Genomic DNA, 16,864 nt, shown 5'->3' with positions numbered 1-16,864 from the left:
GGAGCCCCGATGACCACACCCGACGCCGACGCCCGGCGCAAGATCGTGAACCGCCTCCGCCGCGCGCGCGGCCAGCTCGACGCCGTCGTCGCCGCGATCGAGGACGACGCGCCCTGCCGCGACGTCGTCACCCAGCTCGCCGCCGTGTCGAGCGCGCTCGACCGGGCGGGCTTCGCGATCGTGTCGTCCGCGATGAAGGACTGCCTCGGCGACCCCGACGGCTCAGCGGACGGGCTCACGACCGAGGAGCTGGAGAAGCTCTTCCTCATGCTTGCCTGACGAACCACACGCCCCCACCCTGACACCGAGGAGACGAACGAACCATGTGCTACCCCACCACCTGCTCCACCTGCGGCAAGACGACCTGGAAGGGCTGCGGCCAGCACGTCGACGACGTGCGCCGGAGCGTGCCAGCGTCCGAGTGGTGCGACGGGCACCCCGACGCCCCGAAGAACACCTTCTTCTCCCGGCTGCGCAGGCGCTGAGCCCTCCGCGGACGCCGAGGCGCGTGGAGCCTCGGACGCCGGAGGATCGGAACGACGACCCGTCCGGGCGCGCCGCGGAGTGGTCGTCGCGGGCTCGGACGACGCGGGTTCGGACGTCGCCCACCGCGGGCATGCAGGCCCTGGTGGCGAGCGCGTTCGACTGCTAGAATCGAACACATGTTCGAATCGCGCGACGTTCCCGAGGTGGCGACCCATCCCGTCGTCGCCTCGCTGCACGCGGCCGCGGTCGAACCGGCCGGCGAGCTTCGCTCGGCGGACCCCATCGCGGCACGAACCTCGTTCGTCGAGCTCGCGTTGGCCAGCGTCATGCTGAAGGCGCTCGAAGTGACCAACGCGGTGCACCACCATCATCCCGACGCCACCGACGCTCGCGTGACGCGGTCGGCCCAGCAGGGCGGCCTCTCGTCGCGGGCCTCGGGCGGTTCGTCTGCCGACGAGGCCGTCCTGGACGTGGTGCGTCGGCTCGTGGGGGCGGACGTGTCGTCGATGTCGGACGACGCTCTCGTCGACGCGGTCGTGGCGTGGCAGCAGGTCGCGTCGTGGGCGGCGGCCGAGCAGGCCCGGGTGGTCGGCGAGCTCCTCGCGCGGGGCGGGTCCTCCTCGCAGGCCGCGGACGCCGTCGTGCACGAGCTGACGGCAGCGTTGGTGACCTCGCGGCGCACCGCGACGGCCCTGGTGGGCCGCGCGACGGGGCTCGGCCGGGCACCCGAGGTCGCCGACGCTCTGGCCGAGGGACGGATCGACGCCGCCCGCGCGGACGTCCTGGTCTGCTACGACGCGGTCCCGGCCGCGGTGCGCGAACGCGTCGCCGGTGAGCTGGTCGGCACCGCCGCCGCGCCCGGCCCGGCGACCGGGCTGACCCCGGCCCAGCTGCGTGACCGCCTCCGCCGGGCAGCGATCGAGGCCGACCCCGACGGCGCCGTCGAGCGTGCCGCAGCGGCCGCGGAACGCCGGCACGTGTGGATCGACCCCGCACCGGACCAGATGGCCTGGCTGACCGCGCTCCTGCCTGCCGCCGACGCCGCACGCGTGTGGGCGCGGCTCGACGCGGCGTCCCGAGAAAGGGTCCGGGCGGCCGGGGAGACGCGCACGGTGGCGCAGGTCCGGGCGGACACACTCACCGACCTCGTCACCGAAGGCAGCGCACCGGCCGCAGGAGTGCGCACCGTCGTCAACGTCACGGTCGCGGCGAGCACGCTGCTCGGGCTGGACGAGTCCCCGGCCGACCTGGCCGGCTACGGGCCCGTCCCCGCTACGGTCGCCCGGGTGCTCGCGTCCGACGGCGACCCGACCTGGCGCCGGATCCTGACCGACCCCGTCACCGGTGCCGCGACCGACGTGTCGCGGACCGGTTACCGGCCCGGCGTCGTGCTGGGCGACCTGGTCCGCACCCGCGACACCACGTGCACCTTCCCCGGCTGCCAGGTCCCCGCCACCCGGTGCGACCTGGACCACGTCGACCCGTTCGACCCGAGACGGTCCACCCCCGGGCAGACCCGGGCCGACAACCTGCACCCCGTGTGCCGCGCCCACCACAACGCCAAGACCCACGGCGGATGGTCCACCCACCGCGACCCCGGCAGCGGCGCGATCACCTGGACCGCCCCCTCCGGGCACCGGTACACCGTCCCCGCCAGACCCACCGACCCGACCCTGCCGACCGCCCCGACCCTGCGCGGGAGGAGGCCAGCGAGCCGTGGACACGACGTCGATCCAGGAGACGACGGCGACCCACCCTTCTGACGCGCTCCGTCGTCTCACGAGGTCGTTCGCACACGCCGATCCCCGGCTCCGAGCTCACGTCGACCCGTCGTCCACGCGCGCCCCCACCCGCGTGCGCCCGTCGTCCACGCGCGCCCGCCACCCGCCCGTGCCTGTCATCCGCACGCCAGTCACCCGCGTGCAGCGGTTCACCATCCTCGCGCCACCTTGCGGCAAGGTCGCACCGCCGCCGCAGGCTGCCCGCCCCTCGCACGCTCGAGCCGTTCGGCGAGCTGTCCCGGGCGGCTGAACGCGACCTCGAGTTCCACTCCCCTGGTGTTTTCCACTCCCCAGGCGTTTTCCACTCCCTCGGTGTCCTGACTCATGACGTCGGCGAGCACGCACCGCAACCCACGCACCACAACCCACGCACGACAACCCACGCCGACGACACGGACGTGCCGGGCGAGCTCGTGCGCGACCGCTCAGCCCCGGTACGCGCGCTGGAGCTGCACGGGTTCGATCATCCCGAGTCCCTGCACCTCGACGCCGGGCCGCGCGGTGAGGGCGAACCGTGCGTCGTCCGCGAGGAGACCGGCGGTCTCGCGGTCGACGAGGACGCTGCCGGGGTCGGCGATGTCGACGAGCCGGGCGGCGAGGTTGACGCTCGGCCCGAACACGTCGCCGAACCGCGCGAGCACGCGCCCCCAGACGAGGCTGACGCGCACGGGTACGCCGTTCTCCCCGCGCGTCGCGGGCGCCTCCGCGAGGCCGAGCGCCACCTCGGCACCGGTCCCGACGTCGTCGGCGACGTAGAGCACGGCGTCGCCGATGGTCTTCACGACGCGTGCGCCCGCGGCAGAGATGACGTCCCGCGCGCCCGACTCGAAGTCCTGGACGAAGTGGGCGAGCTCGATCGACTCGAACCCGGCGGTGCGCTTGGTGAAGTCGACGATGTCGGCGAACCCGACGGCGCGGGCGAGCCGGAGCTCCCCCTGCCCGGACGTCCCGTGCCCCGACGCCCCTTGCCCGTACGTCCCCTGCTCGAGCGCGTGCGAGAACTCGACGGCGTAGCGGCCCGCGTAGGCGGCGAGCTGGCGCCGCCACGCGTGGGTGAGCTGGCGTTCGAGCACGGGCGCGATGCCGGGCAGCCGGTCGAGGAGCTCGAGCCGTGCGGCCACGGGCTCGTAGCCCTGCTGCTCGACGAGGTCTCCGACGAGCGCCTCCGCCTGCCAGAGCACGAGCCGGTCCATGGTGTGGCCGGTCGACCGCAGCAGCGTGGTCACGGTGCCGTCGCTCAGGTGCTGCTCGCCGGCGAGCTCGAGGATCTCGCGCAGGGCACGCACGTCCTCGGCGGTGAAGATCCGTTCGTCCTCGTCGACGGCGGGCAGCCCGAGCGCCCGCCACGCCTCGTGGACGAACTCGACGCCCGTGCCCAGGTCGTGGGCGACCTCGGCGGCCGTGCGGGCCGCGGGGCCGCCGAGGAGCTCGTCGTCGAGACCGGGTCCGGGGGGTGCCCCGTCCGGTGTCCCGGCGACGTCGCCGTGCGGGTCCCGATGGTCCGTCGTCACCCGCCCAGGGTAGCGGCGCCGCCTGTCCGGACGTGGCGTACGTCACCGGCGACGACGGCGTGCCGGGTGCCGTCGTCGGCACGGACCAGCAGCTCCCCGCCGGCACCCAGCCCGTACGCGTCGCCCTCGAGGCCTGTCGCGTCGACGAGGTCGACCGTGACCCGCGAACCGACCGTGACGCACACGTCGGCGACGGCGGACGCCAGGTCCGGTCCGTCATCGGGCTGCCGGGCGGCACGTGCGTCCCCGGCGGCGCCGCGCCACGCGTCGAGGATCCGCACGAGCTCGCCGACCTGGGCGACCAGCAGCGTGGCGCGGTCGGTGGTCGCGGCCCCCGACAGCGCGAGGGACGTCGCGCTCGGCACGGGCAGCTCGTCGGCGGTCTGCGTCACGTTCACCCCGACGCCGACGACGGCCCTGCCGCCCGCGAGCCCCTCGACGAGGATGCCCACAGCCTTGCGGTACGGTCCCCAGCCTGCGACGTCGACGCCGTCGGCCGCGGGCAGCAGCACGTCGTTGGGCCACTTGAGCACGGCACGCAGGCCCGTCACGGAACGCAGCGCGCGCACGACCGCGAGGCCGGCGAGCAACGGCAGCCACGGCAGCCGGTCGCCGGGCACTCCCGGCGAGACCAGCAGCGACGACGTCAGCGCCGCCCGCGGCGGCGTCTCCCAGGTCCGACCGGCCCGCCCCTTCCCGGAGGTCTGGTGGTCGGCGACGAGGAGCGACGGCGCAGGCCACGCGTCGGGGGTGCGGGACGCGGCGGCGACGAGATCCGCGTTCGTCGAGCCGGACGTCGCCACCACGTCGAGGCGTGCCAACGGGCCCCGCGGCGCGAGGAGGGCGGACGCGAGGGCGTCGGCGTCGAGCGCGGGGCGAGCGATGGCGTCGGTCATGCCACCAGTCTGCGGCCGGGGACCGGGTGCCGCCGTGACGCCGCCCGTCGGACCGCGACCCCCAGCCTTGTCGAGTTCCTCCAAACCACCGCTCCGACCCCGCGCGTCGTCACCGTCGAGTTGGCGGCAACCACCAACTAGGCTCGCAGGGTGACTCAGGACCCTGCAGCCCTCGGCTCCGACGTGGCGACCGCCACCCCACCGGCCCGCCCGACGGGCACCGCGGCCAAGCTGGCCGACCTGGCGGAGCGCCGTCGGGCCGCCGTCGAGCAGCCCGAGGAGAACGCCCGGACCAAGCAGCACGCGCGCGGGAAGAAGTCGGCGCGCGAGCGCATCGAGGCACTCCTCGACGAGGGCAGCTTCGTCGAGCTCGACGCGTACTCGACGCACCGCTCCGTGAACTTCGGGCTCGACAAGAAGAAGGTCGCGGGCGACGGCGTCGTCACCGGGTACGGGACGATCGACGGCCGCCAGGTCTGCGTCTACAGCCAGGACTTCACGGTCTTCGGCGGGAGCCTCGGCGAGGTCCACGGCCAGAAGATCACCAAGGTGCAGGACCTCGCGCTGCGCACGGGCGTCCCGATCATCGGCATCTCCGACGGCGGCGGCGCCCGCATCCAGGAGGGCGTCGCGGCCCTCACGCAGTTCGCGGAGATCTTCCGGCGCAACGTCGCGGCCTCGGGCGTCGTCCCGCAGATCTCCCTGATCCTGGGCCCGAGCGCGGGCGGCGCGGTGTACTCCCCCGCGCTCACGGACTTCGTCGTGATGGCCGACAAGACGTCGCACATGTTCATCACGGGCCCGGACGTCATCCGCGCCGTGACGGGCGAGGACGTCGGGTTCGAGGAGCTCGGCGGCGGCCAGACGCACAACGAGCGCTCCGGCGTCGCGCACTACCTGGGCGCCGACGAGGACGACGCAATCGACTACGTCCGCCACCTCGTCGGCTACCTGCCGCAGAACAACCTCGCGGACCCGCCGCAGTGGATCCCCGACGACGTCGCCCTCGAGGTCACGGACGACGACCTCGAGCTCGACGCCCTGATCCCCGACTCGGACTCCCAGCCGTACGACATGCGGACCGTGATCGAGCACGTGCTCGACGACGGCGACTTCTTCGAGGTCCAGCCGCTGTTCGCGAAGAACGTGCTCGTGGGCTTCGGGCACGTGGAGGGCCAGAGCGTCGGCGTCGTCGCGAACCAGCCGCTCGCGATGGCGGGCACGCTCGACATCAACGCCGCCGAGAAGGCCGCGCGCTTCGTGCGCACGTGCGACGCGTTCAACATCCCGGTGCTGACGCTCGTCGACGTCCCCGGCTTCCTGCCCGGCACGGACCAGGAGTGGAACGGCATCATCCGGCGCGGCGCGAAGCTCATCTACGCGTACGGCGAGGCGACGGTCCCGCTCGTCACCGTGATCACGCGCAAGGCGTACGGCGGCGCGTACATCGTGATGGCGTCCAAGCAGCTCGGCGCCGACGTGAACCTCGCGTGGCCGACGGCGCAGGTCGCCGTCATGGGTGCGTCGGGCGCGGTGAACATCCTCCACCGCCGCACGCTGACCGCCGCCGCGGAGGCCGGCAAGGACGTGGAGGCGGAGCGCCTGCGCCTCGTGGACGACTACGAGGAGGCGATCGTCAACCCGTGGGACGCGGCCGCGCGCGGCTACGTGGACGGCGTCATCGCGCCGTCCGAGACGCGCGTGCAGGTCGTCCGGGCGCTGCGCGCGCTGCGCACCAAGCGCGCGAGCCTGCCCCCGAAGAAGCACGGGAACATCCCCCTGTGAGGAGGGTCCGATGAGCGACCACGACGACATCACCCACGGCCCGGCCCCGCTCGGCGCCGTCGACGCGGCCCCCCTCCACGACGCCGTCGACGAGCTCGCGCGCGCCCTGCACGAGTACGTGGACACAGCCGTCGGCGTGCGCGCTGAGTTCGGGGCGGCCGAGGCCGACGAGGACCCCCGGATCCTCGCGCTCGAGACCCGCATCGCCACGCACAACGCGCACGTGTTCGACGCGCTCCACGGCACGCTCGGCATGCACCCCGACCTCACGACGCTCACCTGGGGCGAGGACGAGGTGGCCGAGCACGACCACGAGCACGCGGCGGGCGAGCCCGAGGCGGCGGAGGTCTTCTACCTGGGCTTCGTCGTCACTCCCCCGACCCGACCCACCGACGCGTCGATGGGCACCGTCATCGACCTGCTCGACGAGGCCGGCGAGGAGACCGTGACGAAGCTCGTCGGCGCGGGCTTCGACGTCGTCGAGTGGGCGGCGTCCCGCGGCGAGCCCGGCCTGTTCGACGACGAGGACGACGACGATGACGAGTCCTGACAGCAGGTCCGGCGAGACGACACCGTCTCCCGCGCAGGTCCGGGTCGTGCGCGGCGCCCCCGACGAGATCGAGGTCGCGGCGCTCGTCGCCGGGCTGGCCGCCGCGGCGGCCGGGGTCAGCGTCCCCGCGGACGCCGCACCCGTGGACGAGTGGGTCAACCGCACGCGCACGATGCGCGGGAACGGCGGGACGGCCAAGAACTTCGGCGGGCGCGCGGGCCGGCACAACGCCGACGCGTGGCGCTGGAGCCTGCGCTCGTAGAGCCGGTGCCCGAAGGGTGGCCGCCCTCAGGCGGCGCGGGTCCGGAAGACGGGCCAGGCGACCTCCGTGCGGTGCAGCCCCACGTCGGGCGTGTGGACCGCGGACACCACGAACGTCTCCCGGATGGGCCCGTCGACACCGAGCGCGCGCCGGGCGACGTAGCTGCCGAGCGCCCCGTACGTCCAGTCGATGTCGGCGCACGTGCCGCGGTGCAGCATGACCGCGACCTCCGTCGCGCGCAGGTGCACGGGCCGGACCTCGACGGAACCGTCGCCCGTGCCCGCGAGCGCCGCGAGGGCGTCGGGCGCGGGCCGCTCGGTGACGGGCACGTACGCGACGAGCGTGCCCTGCTCGCGCTCGAACAGGTCCGGGTAGAACAGCGCCCCGTGCACGCCGGACTGCTCCGCTCCGACCGCCTGGACCGTCGCGTCGATCGCTGCGTAGGCGTCGGCGGTCCAGCCCGCCATCGCGAGCGAGAGACGCGCCCGGGCCGCGAGCGCCCACGTCGCGGGCTCGAGCCGGAACTCGACCTCGCCTCCTGCTGCGTCGGTGGTGTCGGCGTCGAGCAGGTGGTCGAAGGTGCGTCCTGACGCGGGTGCGGGGTCGTCGGGCGAGGCCTCGATCCCGAGGAGCGCCCGCAGGGTGTCGACGGCGCCGCGCACCTCGTCGAGCTGCTTCTCCATGCGGTCGAGGTGCTCGGCGATCCGGGCGGTCCGTTCGGTGACGTCGTCGGTGCCGACGACGGACCCCACCTCGTCGAGCGGCATCCCGAGCGCGCGCAGCCGGCGGACGACCTGAGCGAGCGGCACCTGGGTGACGCTGTAGCTGCGGTACCCGGTCGCGTCGTCGACGTGGTGGGGCACGAGCACGCCCTGGGCGTCGTAGTGGCGCAGCGCCTTGACGGTCAGGTGGGTCATCCGGGAGAACTCGCCGATCGTCACGAGCCCGCTCCGCGAGCCGCGTCCGCTGCCGACCATCCGTGCTCCCTCGTCCCGTCGTGCTCGGTCGCCACGCGCCCTGCCGTCACGCCTCGGCCCGCGAGCGGGTGAGGACCAGCGCCGGCAGCCCGACGGCGGCGAGCGCGGCGGCGCCGACCGCGGCGAGCGCGACGAGGCTCGCGCCGAACGCGTGGCCCACGGTCCCGCCCGCGGCTCCCAGGACACCGTAGAAGACGACACCGACGACGGCGACGCCCACGCTGTTCCCGGCCTGCTGCGCCGTCTGCAGGGCCCCCGACACCGACCCCGCCTGCCGGGGGTCGGCGTGCGCGAGGACCTGCGCCGTCAGGGGCACGATGCACAGTCCCTGGCCCGCCCCCGCGAGCAGGAGCCCGGGGACGAGGGCGGCGACGGTGGAACCGGTGCCGTCGGGAGCGGCCACCAGGGCGAGCCCGAGCGCGCCGTACGCGGCGAGGATCGCGACGAGCCCCACCACCACGACCCGGCGCCCGTGGCGCACGGCGAGGCCGGGCGCCCGGAAGGACGTGGCGAGGTAGCCGACGGCGAGGACCCCGAACACGAGACCGGCGTCGAGGGGCGTGAGACCGAGGCCGTCCTGGAGGTAGAGCGCGAGCACGAAGTAGAAGGACGCCTGGCCGCACCAGTAGACGAGCTGCGCGACGAGACCGAGCGACATCGAGGGGCGACGCAGGAGCGAGGGCGGCAGCAGCGGCTGCCCGCCGGCCCGCTCGACGCGGTCCCCGTGCCGGTAGGTCGCCGTGCCGAGCACGGGCACGAGGGCGAGGCTCACCCAGGTCCAGAGGGGCCAGCCGGCCTGCCGGCCCTGCACGAGGGGCAGCACGAGCAGGACCATGGTGAGCGCCCCGAGGACCATGCCGGCGACGTCGAGGCGCCCGGACCGCGTGCCTCGGGTGACGGGGACGAGCCTCGGCGTCAGCACGAGCGCGAGCACGCCCACGGGGACGTTCACGGCGAAGATCGCGCGCCAGCCCAGGCCGGCGACGTCCGCGGCGATGAGGGCGCCGCCCACGAGCTGTCCGCCCGCGGCCGCGACGCCCAGCACCGCGCCGTACCAGGCGAGCGCCCGGGCGCGAGCCCCACCGGCGAAGCTCACGCCCACGATCGACAGGACGCTCGTCCCGATGAACGCGGCCCCGACGCCCTGGACGACGCGTGCCGCGACGAGCACGGTCGCACCGGGGGCGGCCGCGCACACGAACGACGCGGCGGTGAAGACCGCCAGGCCGACGGCGAACCCCCGGCGGTGCCCGACGTGGTCGCCCAGCCGACCTGCGAGGAGCTGGGTGGCGGCCGTCGCGAGCGCGAACCCGGCGACGACCCACACGATCGCGCTCGGGTCGGCGCCGAGCTCGGCCGCGAGGGAGGGCAGCGCCACGTTCACCCCGAAGAAGTCGAGGACGACGAGGAACGTCCCGGCGAGCAGCACGGGGAGGGCGCGCCACGGTGGCGCCGGCTCCGGCCCGGCGAGCGGGAGACCGGTGTCGGCGGTGGACAGGGCGTCAGGTGCTCCGGTGGTGGTCATGGCTCCGTTCTCGACCCTCCCCCGAGGGGAGGGTCAAGCGGGTCGGCGCGCGTCCTCGGCCGTTCACCCAGCGTTCCCCGCGCGGCCGTCCGGCCGCCGACCGCCCGGCACCGGGCGTCCCTACCGTCACCCGTGATGACCGAGCTCGCCACGACCCGCGCGACGTCCGACGGCGCCGACCGGGCCGGCGCCGCCACCACGGGCGCCACCACGACCGGCCCCGCCACGCGCCCGCGTCGCGAGGGCGGCCCGGTGCCCGCACCGCCCCACGTCGTGGCGGTCGCGGTCGTCCGGGACGAGGAGCGCTACCTCGGCACCGCCGTCGACGCGGTCCTCGACCAGACCTGGACGGGGCCCCTCGACGTCGTCCTCGCGGTCGGCCCGTCGCACGACCGGACCCGCGAGATCGCCGACGAGCTCGCCGCCCGCGACCCGCGCGTCCACGTCGTCGACAACCCGTCGGGCTCGCGCAGCGAGGGGCTCAACCTGGCGTTCCGCGCGCTGCCCTCCGGTAGCCGGGAGGTCGTGGTCGTCCGGTTCGACGGCCACGCGGTGCTCCCGGTCGGCTACGTGCGTCAGGCGGTGCGGGTCATGGGCCGGACGGGCGCGGACGTCGTCGGCGGGATGATGGTCCCGGTGGGCCGCACGCCGTTCCAGAGCGCCGTCGCCCGGGCGATGGCGCACCCCGCGGGCATCGGGGCGACGTCGTTCCACACCGGCGGCGAGGCGGGTCCGGCGCAGACCGTCTACCTCGGGGTGTTCCGCCGGACGTCGCTCGAGCGCGCCGGCGGGTACGACCCGACGCTCGTGCGCGCCGAGGACTGGGACCTCAACCGCCGGATCCGCGCGGGCGGCGGCCTCGTCTGGTTCGACCCGGGGCTGCAGGTCGTCTACCACCCGCGCCGCACGGCGCGCGACCTCGCGCGCCAGTTCTGGCGCACCGGGATGTGGCGCCGCGAGATCGTCCGACGGCACCCGACGACGGCGTCCCTGCGCTACCTCGCACCGCCCGCCCTGGTCCTGGGGCTGGTCGCGTCGCTGGTGCTCGGCGTCGTCGGGCTCGTGGACGTGCTCGTCCCCCCGGCGCCCACCGCCTGGCTCGGGCTGGCGCTGCTCGGCCCCGTCCTCTACGCGCTCGTCGTCCTCACCGCGAGCGCGCACGCGGGCCTGCGCGAACCGCGAGCCGTCAAGATCCGGCTGCCCGTGGTGCTCGTCGTCATGCACGTGGCGTGGGGCATCGGGTTCCTGCGCGGGGTGTCGCGGCACGCGAGGACGGAGCACCGGACATGAAGGAGAGCACAGTGACGAACCCTGCGGCCACGGCCCTGGTGCTGGTGGCCTACGACTCGCAGCTGCGGTGGGCGGCCGGCGTCGGCGCGGAGCTGGCCTCGCGGGGTTGGGACTGCCGGTACGCGGCGCCGTCGGACGTGCGGAGCTTCGTCACGCCCGAGCTCGAGCGCGAGCTCGGGGTGAGGCTGGAGCGGGCGCCGTGGGCCGAGCTGGTCCGGCGCGCGGCCGGCGCCGACGTGCTCGTGCTCGCGCTCCAGGGGCCGCTCACGTCGCGGTTCGTGCAGGACGTCGCGGCCGACGCCGGGCACGCCGACGGGGGCCGGGACGGGATCCGGCCGGTGGTGGTGACGGGCTGGGTCGGGGTGATCGTCGAGAAGCTCGTCGCCGGGTACCTCGAGCGCTTCGCGTCGGACGTCGTCGCGGTGAACTCGCGCGAGGACCTGCGGACGTTCCGGGCGGCCGGCGCCCAGCTCGGGCTGCCGACCGACAACCTCATGCTCTCGGGCCTGCCCCTGCTGCCCGGGCGTCCAGCCGCGCCCCGACGCGGTCCCGTCCGTACGGTCCTGTTCGCCGACCAGCCGGCCGTTCCGGCGTCGCGCGCGGACCGCTCGTACCTGTACGGGCGGCTCGTCGAGCACGCCCGCCGGCACCCTGAGCGCCGGGTGCTGGTCAAGCCGCGGCACCGGCCCGACGAGGACCCGTTCCGGACCGCCCGCCACCATCCCGCCGAGCTGCTCGCGGGCGACGACCTGCCGCCGAACCTCGAGCTCGTGTACGAGCCGTTCCCGGAGCTGCTGCGGTCGGTGGACGTGGTCCTCACCGTGTCCTCGACGGCGGGGCTCGAGGCGGTGGGCGCCGGGGTCCGGACGGTCTTCGTCGCCGACCTCGGCGTCCACGAGAGCCTCGGCAACCACGTGCTGCTGCCGTCGGGGCTCGTCCGGACCCTCGACGTCCTCGAAGGCCCGGACGCGGAGCTGCCCGAGCCGGACCCCGCGTGGCTGCGGGACTGGTTCGTCGGCGACGACGACCCCCGTCCGCCCGCCCGGCGCATCGTCGACCGGGTCGCCGAGCTCGCGGACGTGCCGCCGGCCGGTCGTCCGTTCGCACGCACGACGGCGACCCCGGCGTTCCGTGCCCGGGTCGCCCTGGCGGGCCATCGGCCGGGCCCCGTGAGCGCCGTCGTGCCGGCCCTACCCGGCCGACGGCGCCAGGGGGTCCGCGGTCGGGTCCTGCTCGCGTGCCACGCGGTGCTGCCGAGCGGGTGGCAGGACTGGCCGCTGGTCGACCGGCTCCGGCGTGCGTGACGCCCGGGCCGGCCGGCGCCCGACGACGACCGTCGCGTCGCGCTCGTCGTCACGGACGACCCGGACGCCCTCGAGCCCGGCCGCACGGAACGCGGCGGCGCTCGTGGCGGCCTGCCGCTCCGAGGTCTCGATCAGCACGTGCCCGCCCGGGGCGAGCCACGCCGGAGCGCCGGTGAGGATCCGGCGCTGGACGTCGAGCCCGTCGGCGCCGCCGTCGAGCGCGACCGCGCCCTCGAAGAGCCGGGCCTCGGGCGGCATCGTCGCGATCGCCTCGGTCGGGACGTAGGGCGCGTTGGCCGCGAGCACGTCGACCCGTCCCCGGATCGCGTCGTCGAGCGCGTCGAAGAGGTCGCCCGCCGCGACCCGGGCGCTCGGCAGGTTCGTCCGGGCGACCGCCACGGCGGCAGGGTCGACGTCGGCCGCGTGGACGACCGCGGCAGGCACCCGGGCGGCGACCACCGCGCCCACCGCGCCGGCGCCGCAGCACAGGTCGACGACCACGGGGGCCCGGCCCGCACCCTCGACGTCGGCGGCGAGCCGCACGGCCTCGTCGGCGAGGAGCACCGTGCGCTGTCGCGGGACGAACACGCCCGGCGCGACCGCCAGGCGCAGGCCGCCGAAGTCGACGTGCCCGACGACCAGCTCGAGCGGCTCGCCCGCGACCCGCCGGGCCGCCAGCTCCTCCAGCCGGACGTCGGAGCCGGCCGCCTCCTCGACCAGGACCGCGGCCTCGTCCTCCGCGAACACGCAGCCCGCGGCACGCAGCCGCTCGACGAGGGCGGCGGGCGTCATCCCTCGCGCTCGGCGAGCGCGGCGAGCCGGTCCACCGACGCCTGCAGCCGGTCGGCGGACGTCGCGCGGGCCCGGACGAGGCGCTTCGCGTCGGTGAGGCGCGTCCAGTCGTACGTGTGGGTGACGGTCGTCGCGCCCGGGCCCGCGGGCTCGAGCTCCCAGCGCCAGACGTGACCGATGGGCTCGCCGCCCGGCTCGGCGGGCATCCACGCGATCCGGCGGCCCTCCTCGAGCTCGACGACGTGGTTCTCGCGCGTCGCGCCCGACGTGATGCCCATGACGAACACCTCGCCGACGGCACGGACCCGCTGGCCCGGGGCCGCCTCGGCGAGGTTGTCGTTGCCGTCCCACCGCGGCTGCTGCGCGGGGTCGGCGATCAGCTCGAAGAGCACGTCGGCGGGGGCGCGCACGACCCGGCTCGCGGAGACGACTCGGGGTTCCTGGTCCTGCGGGGTCGCGGTCATGGACGCAGTTCTAGCACCCCGCGTCAGCGCCGACGAACCGTTTGCGCGACGGGCGCCGGGGCGAGCAGCCGCGCCAGCGCCCGCAGGTCCGCCGGGCCCCGCAGCGCCGGGGCGCCCGCGCCGGCAGCGCCCGAGCGTGCGGCCGCGCCGACGAGCCCGTGCAGCGCCCCGGGAAGCTCCGACGGCTCGGGGTGCAGGCCGTGCCCCGCGAGCCAGGCCCGGTCGGGCACGGGTCCGCCCACGGCCAGCACGGCGGGCAGCTCGGCGAGACCAACGAGCAGCCCGCTGCCGCGGAAGGCGGTGTTGATGAGCTCGTCGCGCACCCCGAAGTCGTCGACGAGCGCGACCGGCACCCCGGATGCGAGCGCCTCGAGCGCGGCCGTCGAGCTCACCGTCACGAGCGCCGTGCCGGGTCCGAGCCAGGAGGCCAGCGGGCCGGTCTCGAACCGGACGCCCGGGGTTCCACCCGGGCGGGCCGCGGCGAGCTCGTCGAAGGGCCAGCGCTCGTCGTGGGTCTGTCGCTCCGCGGCCCGGCCCCGGAGCTTCACCACGACCTCGTAGCCCGCCGCCGCCAGCCCGACCAGGCCGTCGAGGAGGCGCTCGCGCTCGGGCCGGGCCGCCGGGACGAGGGCTTGCGGTGCGAAGACGACCCGGCGGACCGGGCTCCGGTCCACGCCGCCCGGGCGGTCGCCGTCGGGCAGGAACGGCAGCCGGGACAGGACGACGCGCGTGCCCGGCGCGAGCTGCGCGGCGACGCGCTCTAACGCGGCGCGCTCCGCCCGGGAGTGGGCCACGAAGAGGTCGGCGCCGCGCCGCAGCGCGACGGCCCGGGGCGACGCGGGCAGCGCCCAGCCCGGCAGCCCGACGACGGTCACCGGACGCGGCCGGACGCGGCCGGCGAGCGCGAGGACCACGCGCGCCGTCGGGCCGGTGCACGCGACGAGGAGGACGTCCGGCGGGTCCCGGCGAAGCCGCCGCACGAGCCCTCCGACCCGGCGGACGACCGGAGGACGGAGCGCGGTCCCCGCGACGGCGGCGGCGACCTGCGCACCCGAGGGGAGCACGGGCGACGCGACGAGCGCGAGCCGGCCCGCGAACCCGTCCCCCAGCGCGTCGAGCGTCGCCGCCGCCCACTTGAGGTACGAGTCGGAGTCGGCGACGGCGAGCACGCACACGCTCACGGTGCGCCGCCCGTCATCCGGCGACCCGGACGATGCTCACGAGGTGCTCACGCAGGTCGTCGTCGACGCCCGGCGCCCACCAGCCCGCCTCGGGGACGGTCGCGTCGAGCCGGACGCCGGGGGCGAGCGTCGCGGGCAGCAGCGCGATCGCCGACGTCGGGAGGGCCGCGACCCGCTGCGGCGGGCGCAGGCCCGCGAGACGCAGCTCGATCGGCAGCCCGACCCGGTCGACGACGACGCCCGGGATCGCGGCGACGTGCGCGAGCGCGCCGGCGTCCTCGCGCCGGTGCGGCAGGTACCGGACCTTGCCGTGCTGCGCCTGCGCGCGGACCCAGGCCAGGTAGGGCTCGCGGCGCAGCAACCCGTCGACGACGAGCGCGGACCCGACGACGACGACCGGCTCACCGATCCGCCCACCCACCGCGGGCGCGACCCGGGCGGCCCACTGCAGGCGGGCCCGCGCGACGCGGACGCCCGCGCGCTCGAGTGCCTCCCGCACGTCGTGCGGTGGCTCGAACGCGGTCACGAGCCTCAGCCGCCCGAGCTCGGCCCGCCGCAGCAGCCCGTCGCGGGCGGCGAGCCCCAGGGCGTCGCGGCGCTGCGTCGCGGGCGTCCCGAGCCGGACCAGCGGCAGGCGACCGGGCGACGCGAGCACCCGCGCGAGGTGCGCGGTCGCGAGGCCGTCGTCGACGACGACGACCCGGCACTGGTTGCCGGAGGAGCGCCCGCCCCAGCGGTCCCGGGCCGCGAGCAGCGCCTGGGCGCGGCCCGAGAACGCGTCACCCAGGACGAGCGTCGTCGCGCCGAGGCCCCCGACGGTCGAGCGGACGTGCCCCCGGACGTCGAGGTCCAGGGTCGGGGGCAGCGGCAGCGTCCCGAACGCGCGGACCGCGTCCTCGAGACCCGGCACACCTCGCCGGGCGTGCACGGCCACGGGCCCCCGCACGTGCCCGGCGTCGACCGCCTCGACCGTCATGAGGAGCTGGAGCGGGGACTCGGCGAGGGCGAGCGCGTGCCTCTCGGCACCGCCCGGGTCGCGTGCGATCACCTCGGGAGCTCTCTCGGTCGGCGGGTCAGTCGGTGACGCGGCGCAGGCGCTGCATCGGCGCGACCTCGCCCGGCATGACGCGCTTGACCCCGTCGCCCATGGCCTGCTCGAGGATGCGGATGTCGCGCACGAGGTGCTGCAGGCCCTGCGGCTCGAGCGACGACGCGTGGTCCGAGCCCCACATGGTGCGGTCGAGCGTGATGTGCCGCTCGACGGCGACCGCGCCGAGCGCGACCGCGGCGACCGAGATCTGCAGGCCGCGCTCGTGGCCCGAGTACCCGACCGGCACGCCGTAGCGCTCCTTGAGCGCGGCGATCACCCGGAGGTTCGTCTCCTCGGGCGGCAGCGGGTACGTCGAGGTCGCGTGCAGGATGACGAGCCGGTCGGTGCCGAGGATCTCGACGGCCTCGTCGACCTGCTCGAGCGTCGACATGCCGGTCGACAGGATGATCGGCTTGCCCGTCTCGGCGAGCGCACGGAGCAGCTCCTTGTCCGTCACCGACGCCGACGCGACCTTGTGCGTCACCACGCCCAGGTCCTCGAGGAACTCGACGCTCGGCACGTCCCACGGGGACGCGAACCACTGCAGGCCGCGGTCGGCGGCGTGCTGGGCGATCTTCTCGTACGAGCCACGGTCGAGCTCGACCCGGTGCTTGTACTCGAGGTACGTCATCTCGCCCCAGGGCGTCTGGCGCATGACGTCACGCTGTTCCGGGGGCACCGCGAGCTCGGGGGTGCGCTTCTGGAACTTCACGGCCTGGACGCCCGCGTCGGCGGCCACGTCGATGAGCTGCCGCGCGATGTCGGGGTCGCCGTTGTGGTTGATGCCGATCTCGCCGATCACGTAGACGGGTCGGCCGTCGCCGACGACGAGGTCGCCGATCTCGACGGCGGGGGCGGTGCTCTCGGTCACTCGCGCGTTCATGGTGTTCCTTCCGGTGGTGGAGCGGGTCGTGCGGGTGGAGACGAGGTGGGACGCGGTGTGCGTCGGCTCGAGGTGGGACGCGGGCCG

At 75.7% G+C, this 16,864-nt stretch carries 17 protein-coding genes; 8 read left to right on the top strand and 9 right to left on the bottom strand.

Features of this window, described 5'->3' with window-relative positions; genetic code table 11:
* The first annotated feature begins 9 nt into the window (after nt 1–9).
* The 3 genes from KDY119_RS05970 to KDY119_RS05965 all read left to right on the top strand — a co-directional run bounded on the left by KDY119_RS05970 (nt 10) and on the right by KDY119_RS05965 (nt 2,249).
* Nucleotides 10–279, top strand: coding sequence for a metal-sensitive transcriptional regulator (locus KDY119_RS05970; protein ID WP_036951838.1), 270 nt, complete (start codon nt 10–12; stop codon nt 277–279).
* A gap of 44 nt (nt 280–323) precedes the next feature.
* Nucleotides 324–485, top strand: a complete 162-nt coding sequence (locus KDY119_RS18835; RefSeq protein ID WP_085998046.1) for a hypothetical protein — start codon at nt 324–326, stop codon at nt 483–485.
* 177 nt (nt 486–662) lie between these two features.
* Nucleotides 663–2,249: an HNH endonuclease signature motif containing protein gene (locus tag KDY119_RS05965; protein ID WP_153022064.1), complete on the top strand. Its 1,587-nt coding sequence runs from the start codon at nt 663–665 to the stop codon at nt 2,247–2,249.
* A gap of 443 nt (nt 2,250–2,692) precedes the next feature.
* On the opposite strand, the gene KDY119_RS05960 is transcribed toward KDY119_RS05965, so the two are convergent.
* A complete protein-coding gene (locus KDY119_RS05960) occupies nt 2,693–3,778 on the bottom strand; it encodes an adenylate/guanylate cyclase domain-containing protein (protein WP_036951843.1) in 1,086 nt (361 codons plus the stop codon).
* Complete coding sequence (locus KDY119_RS05955) at nt 3,775–4,674, bottom strand: biotin--[acetyl-CoA-carboxylase] ligase (protein WP_153022063.1); 900 nt, start codon at nt 4,672–4,674, stop codon at nt 3,775–3,777. The genes KDY119_RS05960 and KDY119_RS05955 overlap by 4 nt, the downstream gene beginning before the upstream one ends.
* Nucleotides 4,675–4,857: 183 nt before the next feature.
* Between KDY119_RS05955 and KDY119_RS05950 the strand changes: the two genes are divergently transcribed.
* From KDY119_RS05950 to KDY119_RS05940, 3 genes are read left to right on the top strand one after another with little or no spacing between them, the layout of a single operon-like run.
* Entirely contained in the window at nt 4,858–6,459 is a 1,602-nt protein-coding gene (locus KDY119_RS05950; protein WP_036951846.1) for an acyl-CoA carboxylase subunit beta, read from the top strand.
* 10 nt (nt 6,460–6,469) lie between these two features.
* Nucleotides 6,470–7,009, top strand: coding sequence for a hypothetical protein (locus KDY119_RS05945; RefSeq protein ID WP_036951848.1), 540 nt, complete (start codon nt 6,470–6,472; stop codon nt 7,007–7,009).
* Nucleotides 6,996–7,271, top strand: a complete 276-nt coding sequence (locus KDY119_RS05940; protein ID WP_051136686.1) for an acyl-CoA carboxylase epsilon subunit — start codon at nt 6,996–6,998, stop codon at nt 7,269–7,271. The genes KDY119_RS05945 and KDY119_RS05940 overlap by 14 nt, the downstream gene beginning before the upstream one ends.
* A 26-nt stretch (nt 7,272–7,297) precedes the next feature.
* Here KDY119_RS05940 and KDY119_RS05935 read toward each other — a convergent pair whose 3' ends face one another.
* Together KDY119_RS05935 and KDY119_RS05930 are read right to left on the bottom strand one after the other, a co-directional pair.
* Nucleotides 7,298–8,248, bottom strand: coding sequence for a MerR family transcriptional regulator (locus tag KDY119_RS05935; RefSeq protein ID WP_036951853.1), 951 nt, complete (start codon nt 8,246–8,248; stop codon nt 7,298–7,300).
* Nucleotides 8,249–8,294: 46 nt separating this feature from the next.
* Nucleotides 8,295–9,773, bottom strand: a complete 1,479-nt coding sequence (locus KDY119_RS05930; protein ID WP_153022062.1) for an MFS transporter — start codon at nt 9,771–9,773, stop codon at nt 8,295–8,297.
* Nucleotides 9,774–9,908: 135 nt separating this feature from the next.
* On the opposite strand from KDY119_RS05930, the gene KDY119_RS05925 reads away from it, so the two are divergent.
* A complete protein-coding gene (locus KDY119_RS05925; RefSeq protein ID WP_153022061.1) occupies nt 9,909–11,063 on the top strand; it encodes a glycosyltransferase family 2 protein in 1,155 nt (384 codons plus the stop codon).
* Nucleotides 11,060–12,367: a DUF6716 putative glycosyltransferase gene (locus tag KDY119_RS05920; RefSeq protein WP_227994539.1), complete on the top strand. Its 1,308-nt coding sequence runs from the start codon at nt 11,060–11,062 to the stop codon at nt 12,365–12,367. The genes KDY119_RS05925 and KDY119_RS05920 overlap by 4 nt, the downstream gene beginning before the upstream one ends.
* Here the strand turns inward: KDY119_RS05920 and KDY119_RS05915 are convergent.
* From KDY119_RS05915 to KDY119_RS19070, 5 genes are read right to left on the bottom strand one after another with little or no spacing between them, the layout of a single operon-like run.
* A complete protein-coding gene (locus tag KDY119_RS05915) occupies nt 12,254–13,159 on the bottom strand; it encodes a putative protein N(5)-glutamine methyltransferase (protein WP_153022060.1) in 906 nt (301 codons plus the stop codon). The genes KDY119_RS05920 and KDY119_RS05915 overlap by 114 nt on opposite strands.
* The gene (locus KDY119_RS05910; protein WP_036944295.1) at nt 13,156–13,623 is read right to left on the bottom strand and encodes an SRPBCC family protein; all 468 of its coding nucleotides are present in this window, start codon (nt 13,621–13,623) and stop codon (nt 13,156–13,158) included. Before KDY119_RS05910 ends, KDY119_RS05915 begins: the two co-directional genes overlap by 4 nt.
* Nucleotides 13,624–13,646: 23 nt before the next feature.
* On the bottom strand, nt 13,647–14,792 hold the full coding sequence (locus tag KDY119_RS05905) for a DUF6716 putative glycosyltransferase (RefSeq protein ID WP_153022059.1): 1,146 nt from the start codon (nt 14,790–14,792) through the stop codon (nt 13,647–13,649).
* Between the two features lie 25 nt (nt 14,793–14,817).
* Nucleotides 14,818–15,852, bottom strand: coding sequence for a hypothetical protein (locus tag KDY119_RS05900; RefSeq protein WP_153022058.1), 1,035 nt, complete (start codon nt 15,850–15,852; stop codon nt 14,818–14,820).
* Between the two features lie 25 nt (nt 15,853–15,877).
* Nucleotides 15,878–16,777 carry an N-acetylneuraminate synthase family protein gene (locus tag KDY119_RS19070; RefSeq protein ID WP_051136767.1) on the bottom strand — a complete coding sequence of 300 codons (900 nt, stop codon included), beginning with the start codon at nt 16,775–16,777 and terminating at the stop codon, nt 15,878–15,880.
* Between the last annotated feature and the right edge of the window lie 87 nt (nt 16,778–16,864).

Origin of the sequence: Luteimicrobium xylanilyticum (assembly GCF_009429125.1) — a bacterium.
Lineage (GTDB): Bacteria > Actinomycetota > Actinomycetes > Actinomycetales > Cellulomonadaceae > Luteimicrobium > Luteimicrobium xylanilyticum.
The sequence above is the reverse complement of the archived record's forward strand: the minus strand, read 5'-3'. Positions and strand labels throughout refer to the sequence as shown.

What these genes read in the sequence shown, in the direction of transcription:
- KDY119_RS05970 (WP_036951838.1), top strand. Translation starts at nt 10, where the DNA reads ATGACCACACCCGACGCCGACGCCCGGCGCAAGATCGTGAACCGCCTC.
- KDY119_RS18835 (WP_085998046.1), top strand. Translation starts at nt 324, where the DNA reads ATGTGCTACCCCACCACCTGCTCCACCTGCGGCAAGACGACCTGGAAG.
- KDY119_RS05965 (WP_153022064.1), top strand. Translation starts at nt 663, where the DNA reads ATGTTCGAATCGCGCGACGTTCCCGAGGTGGCGACCCATCCCGTCGTC.
- KDY119_RS05955 (WP_153022063.1), bottom strand. Translation starts at nt 4,674, where the DNA reads ATGACCGACGCCATCGCTCGCCCCGCGCTCGACGCCGACGCCCTCGCG.
- KDY119_RS05945 (WP_036951848.1), top strand. Translation starts at nt 6,470, where the DNA reads ATGAGCGACCACGACGACATCACCCACGGCCCGGCCCCGCTCGGCGCC.
- KDY119_RS05940 (WP_051136686.1), top strand. Translation starts at nt 6,996, where the DNA reads ATGACGAGTCCTGACAGCAGGTCCGGCGAGACGACACCGTCTCCCGCG.
- KDY119_RS05935 (WP_036951853.1), bottom strand. Translation starts at nt 8,248, where the DNA reads ATGGTCGGCAGCGGACGCGGCTCGCGGAGCGGGCTCGTGACGATCGGC.
- KDY119_RS05930 (WP_153022062.1), bottom strand. Translation starts at nt 9,773, where the DNA reads ATGACCACCACCGGAGCACCTGACGCCCTGTCCACCGCCGACACCGGT.
- KDY119_RS05925 (WP_153022061.1), top strand. Translation starts at nt 9,909, where the DNA reads ATGACCGAGCTCGCCACGACCCGCGCGACGTCCGACGGCGCCGACCGG.
- KDY119_RS05920 (WP_227994539.1), top strand. Translation starts at nt 11,060, where the DNA reads ATGAAGGAGAGCACAGTGACGAACCCTGCGGCCACGGCCCTGGTGCTG.
- KDY119_RS05915 (WP_153022060.1), bottom strand. Translation starts at nt 13,159, where the DNA reads ATGACGCCCGCCGCCCTCGTCGAGCGGCTGCGTGCCGCGGGCTGCGTG.
- KDY119_RS05910 (WP_036944295.1), bottom strand. Translation starts at nt 13,623, where the DNA reads ATGACCGCGACCCCGCAGGACCAGGAACCCCGAGTCGTCTCCGCGAGC.
- KDY119_RS19070 (WP_051136767.1), bottom strand. Translation starts at nt 16,777, where the DNA reads ATGAACGCGCGAGTGACCGAGAGCACCGCCCCCGCCGTCGAGATCGGC.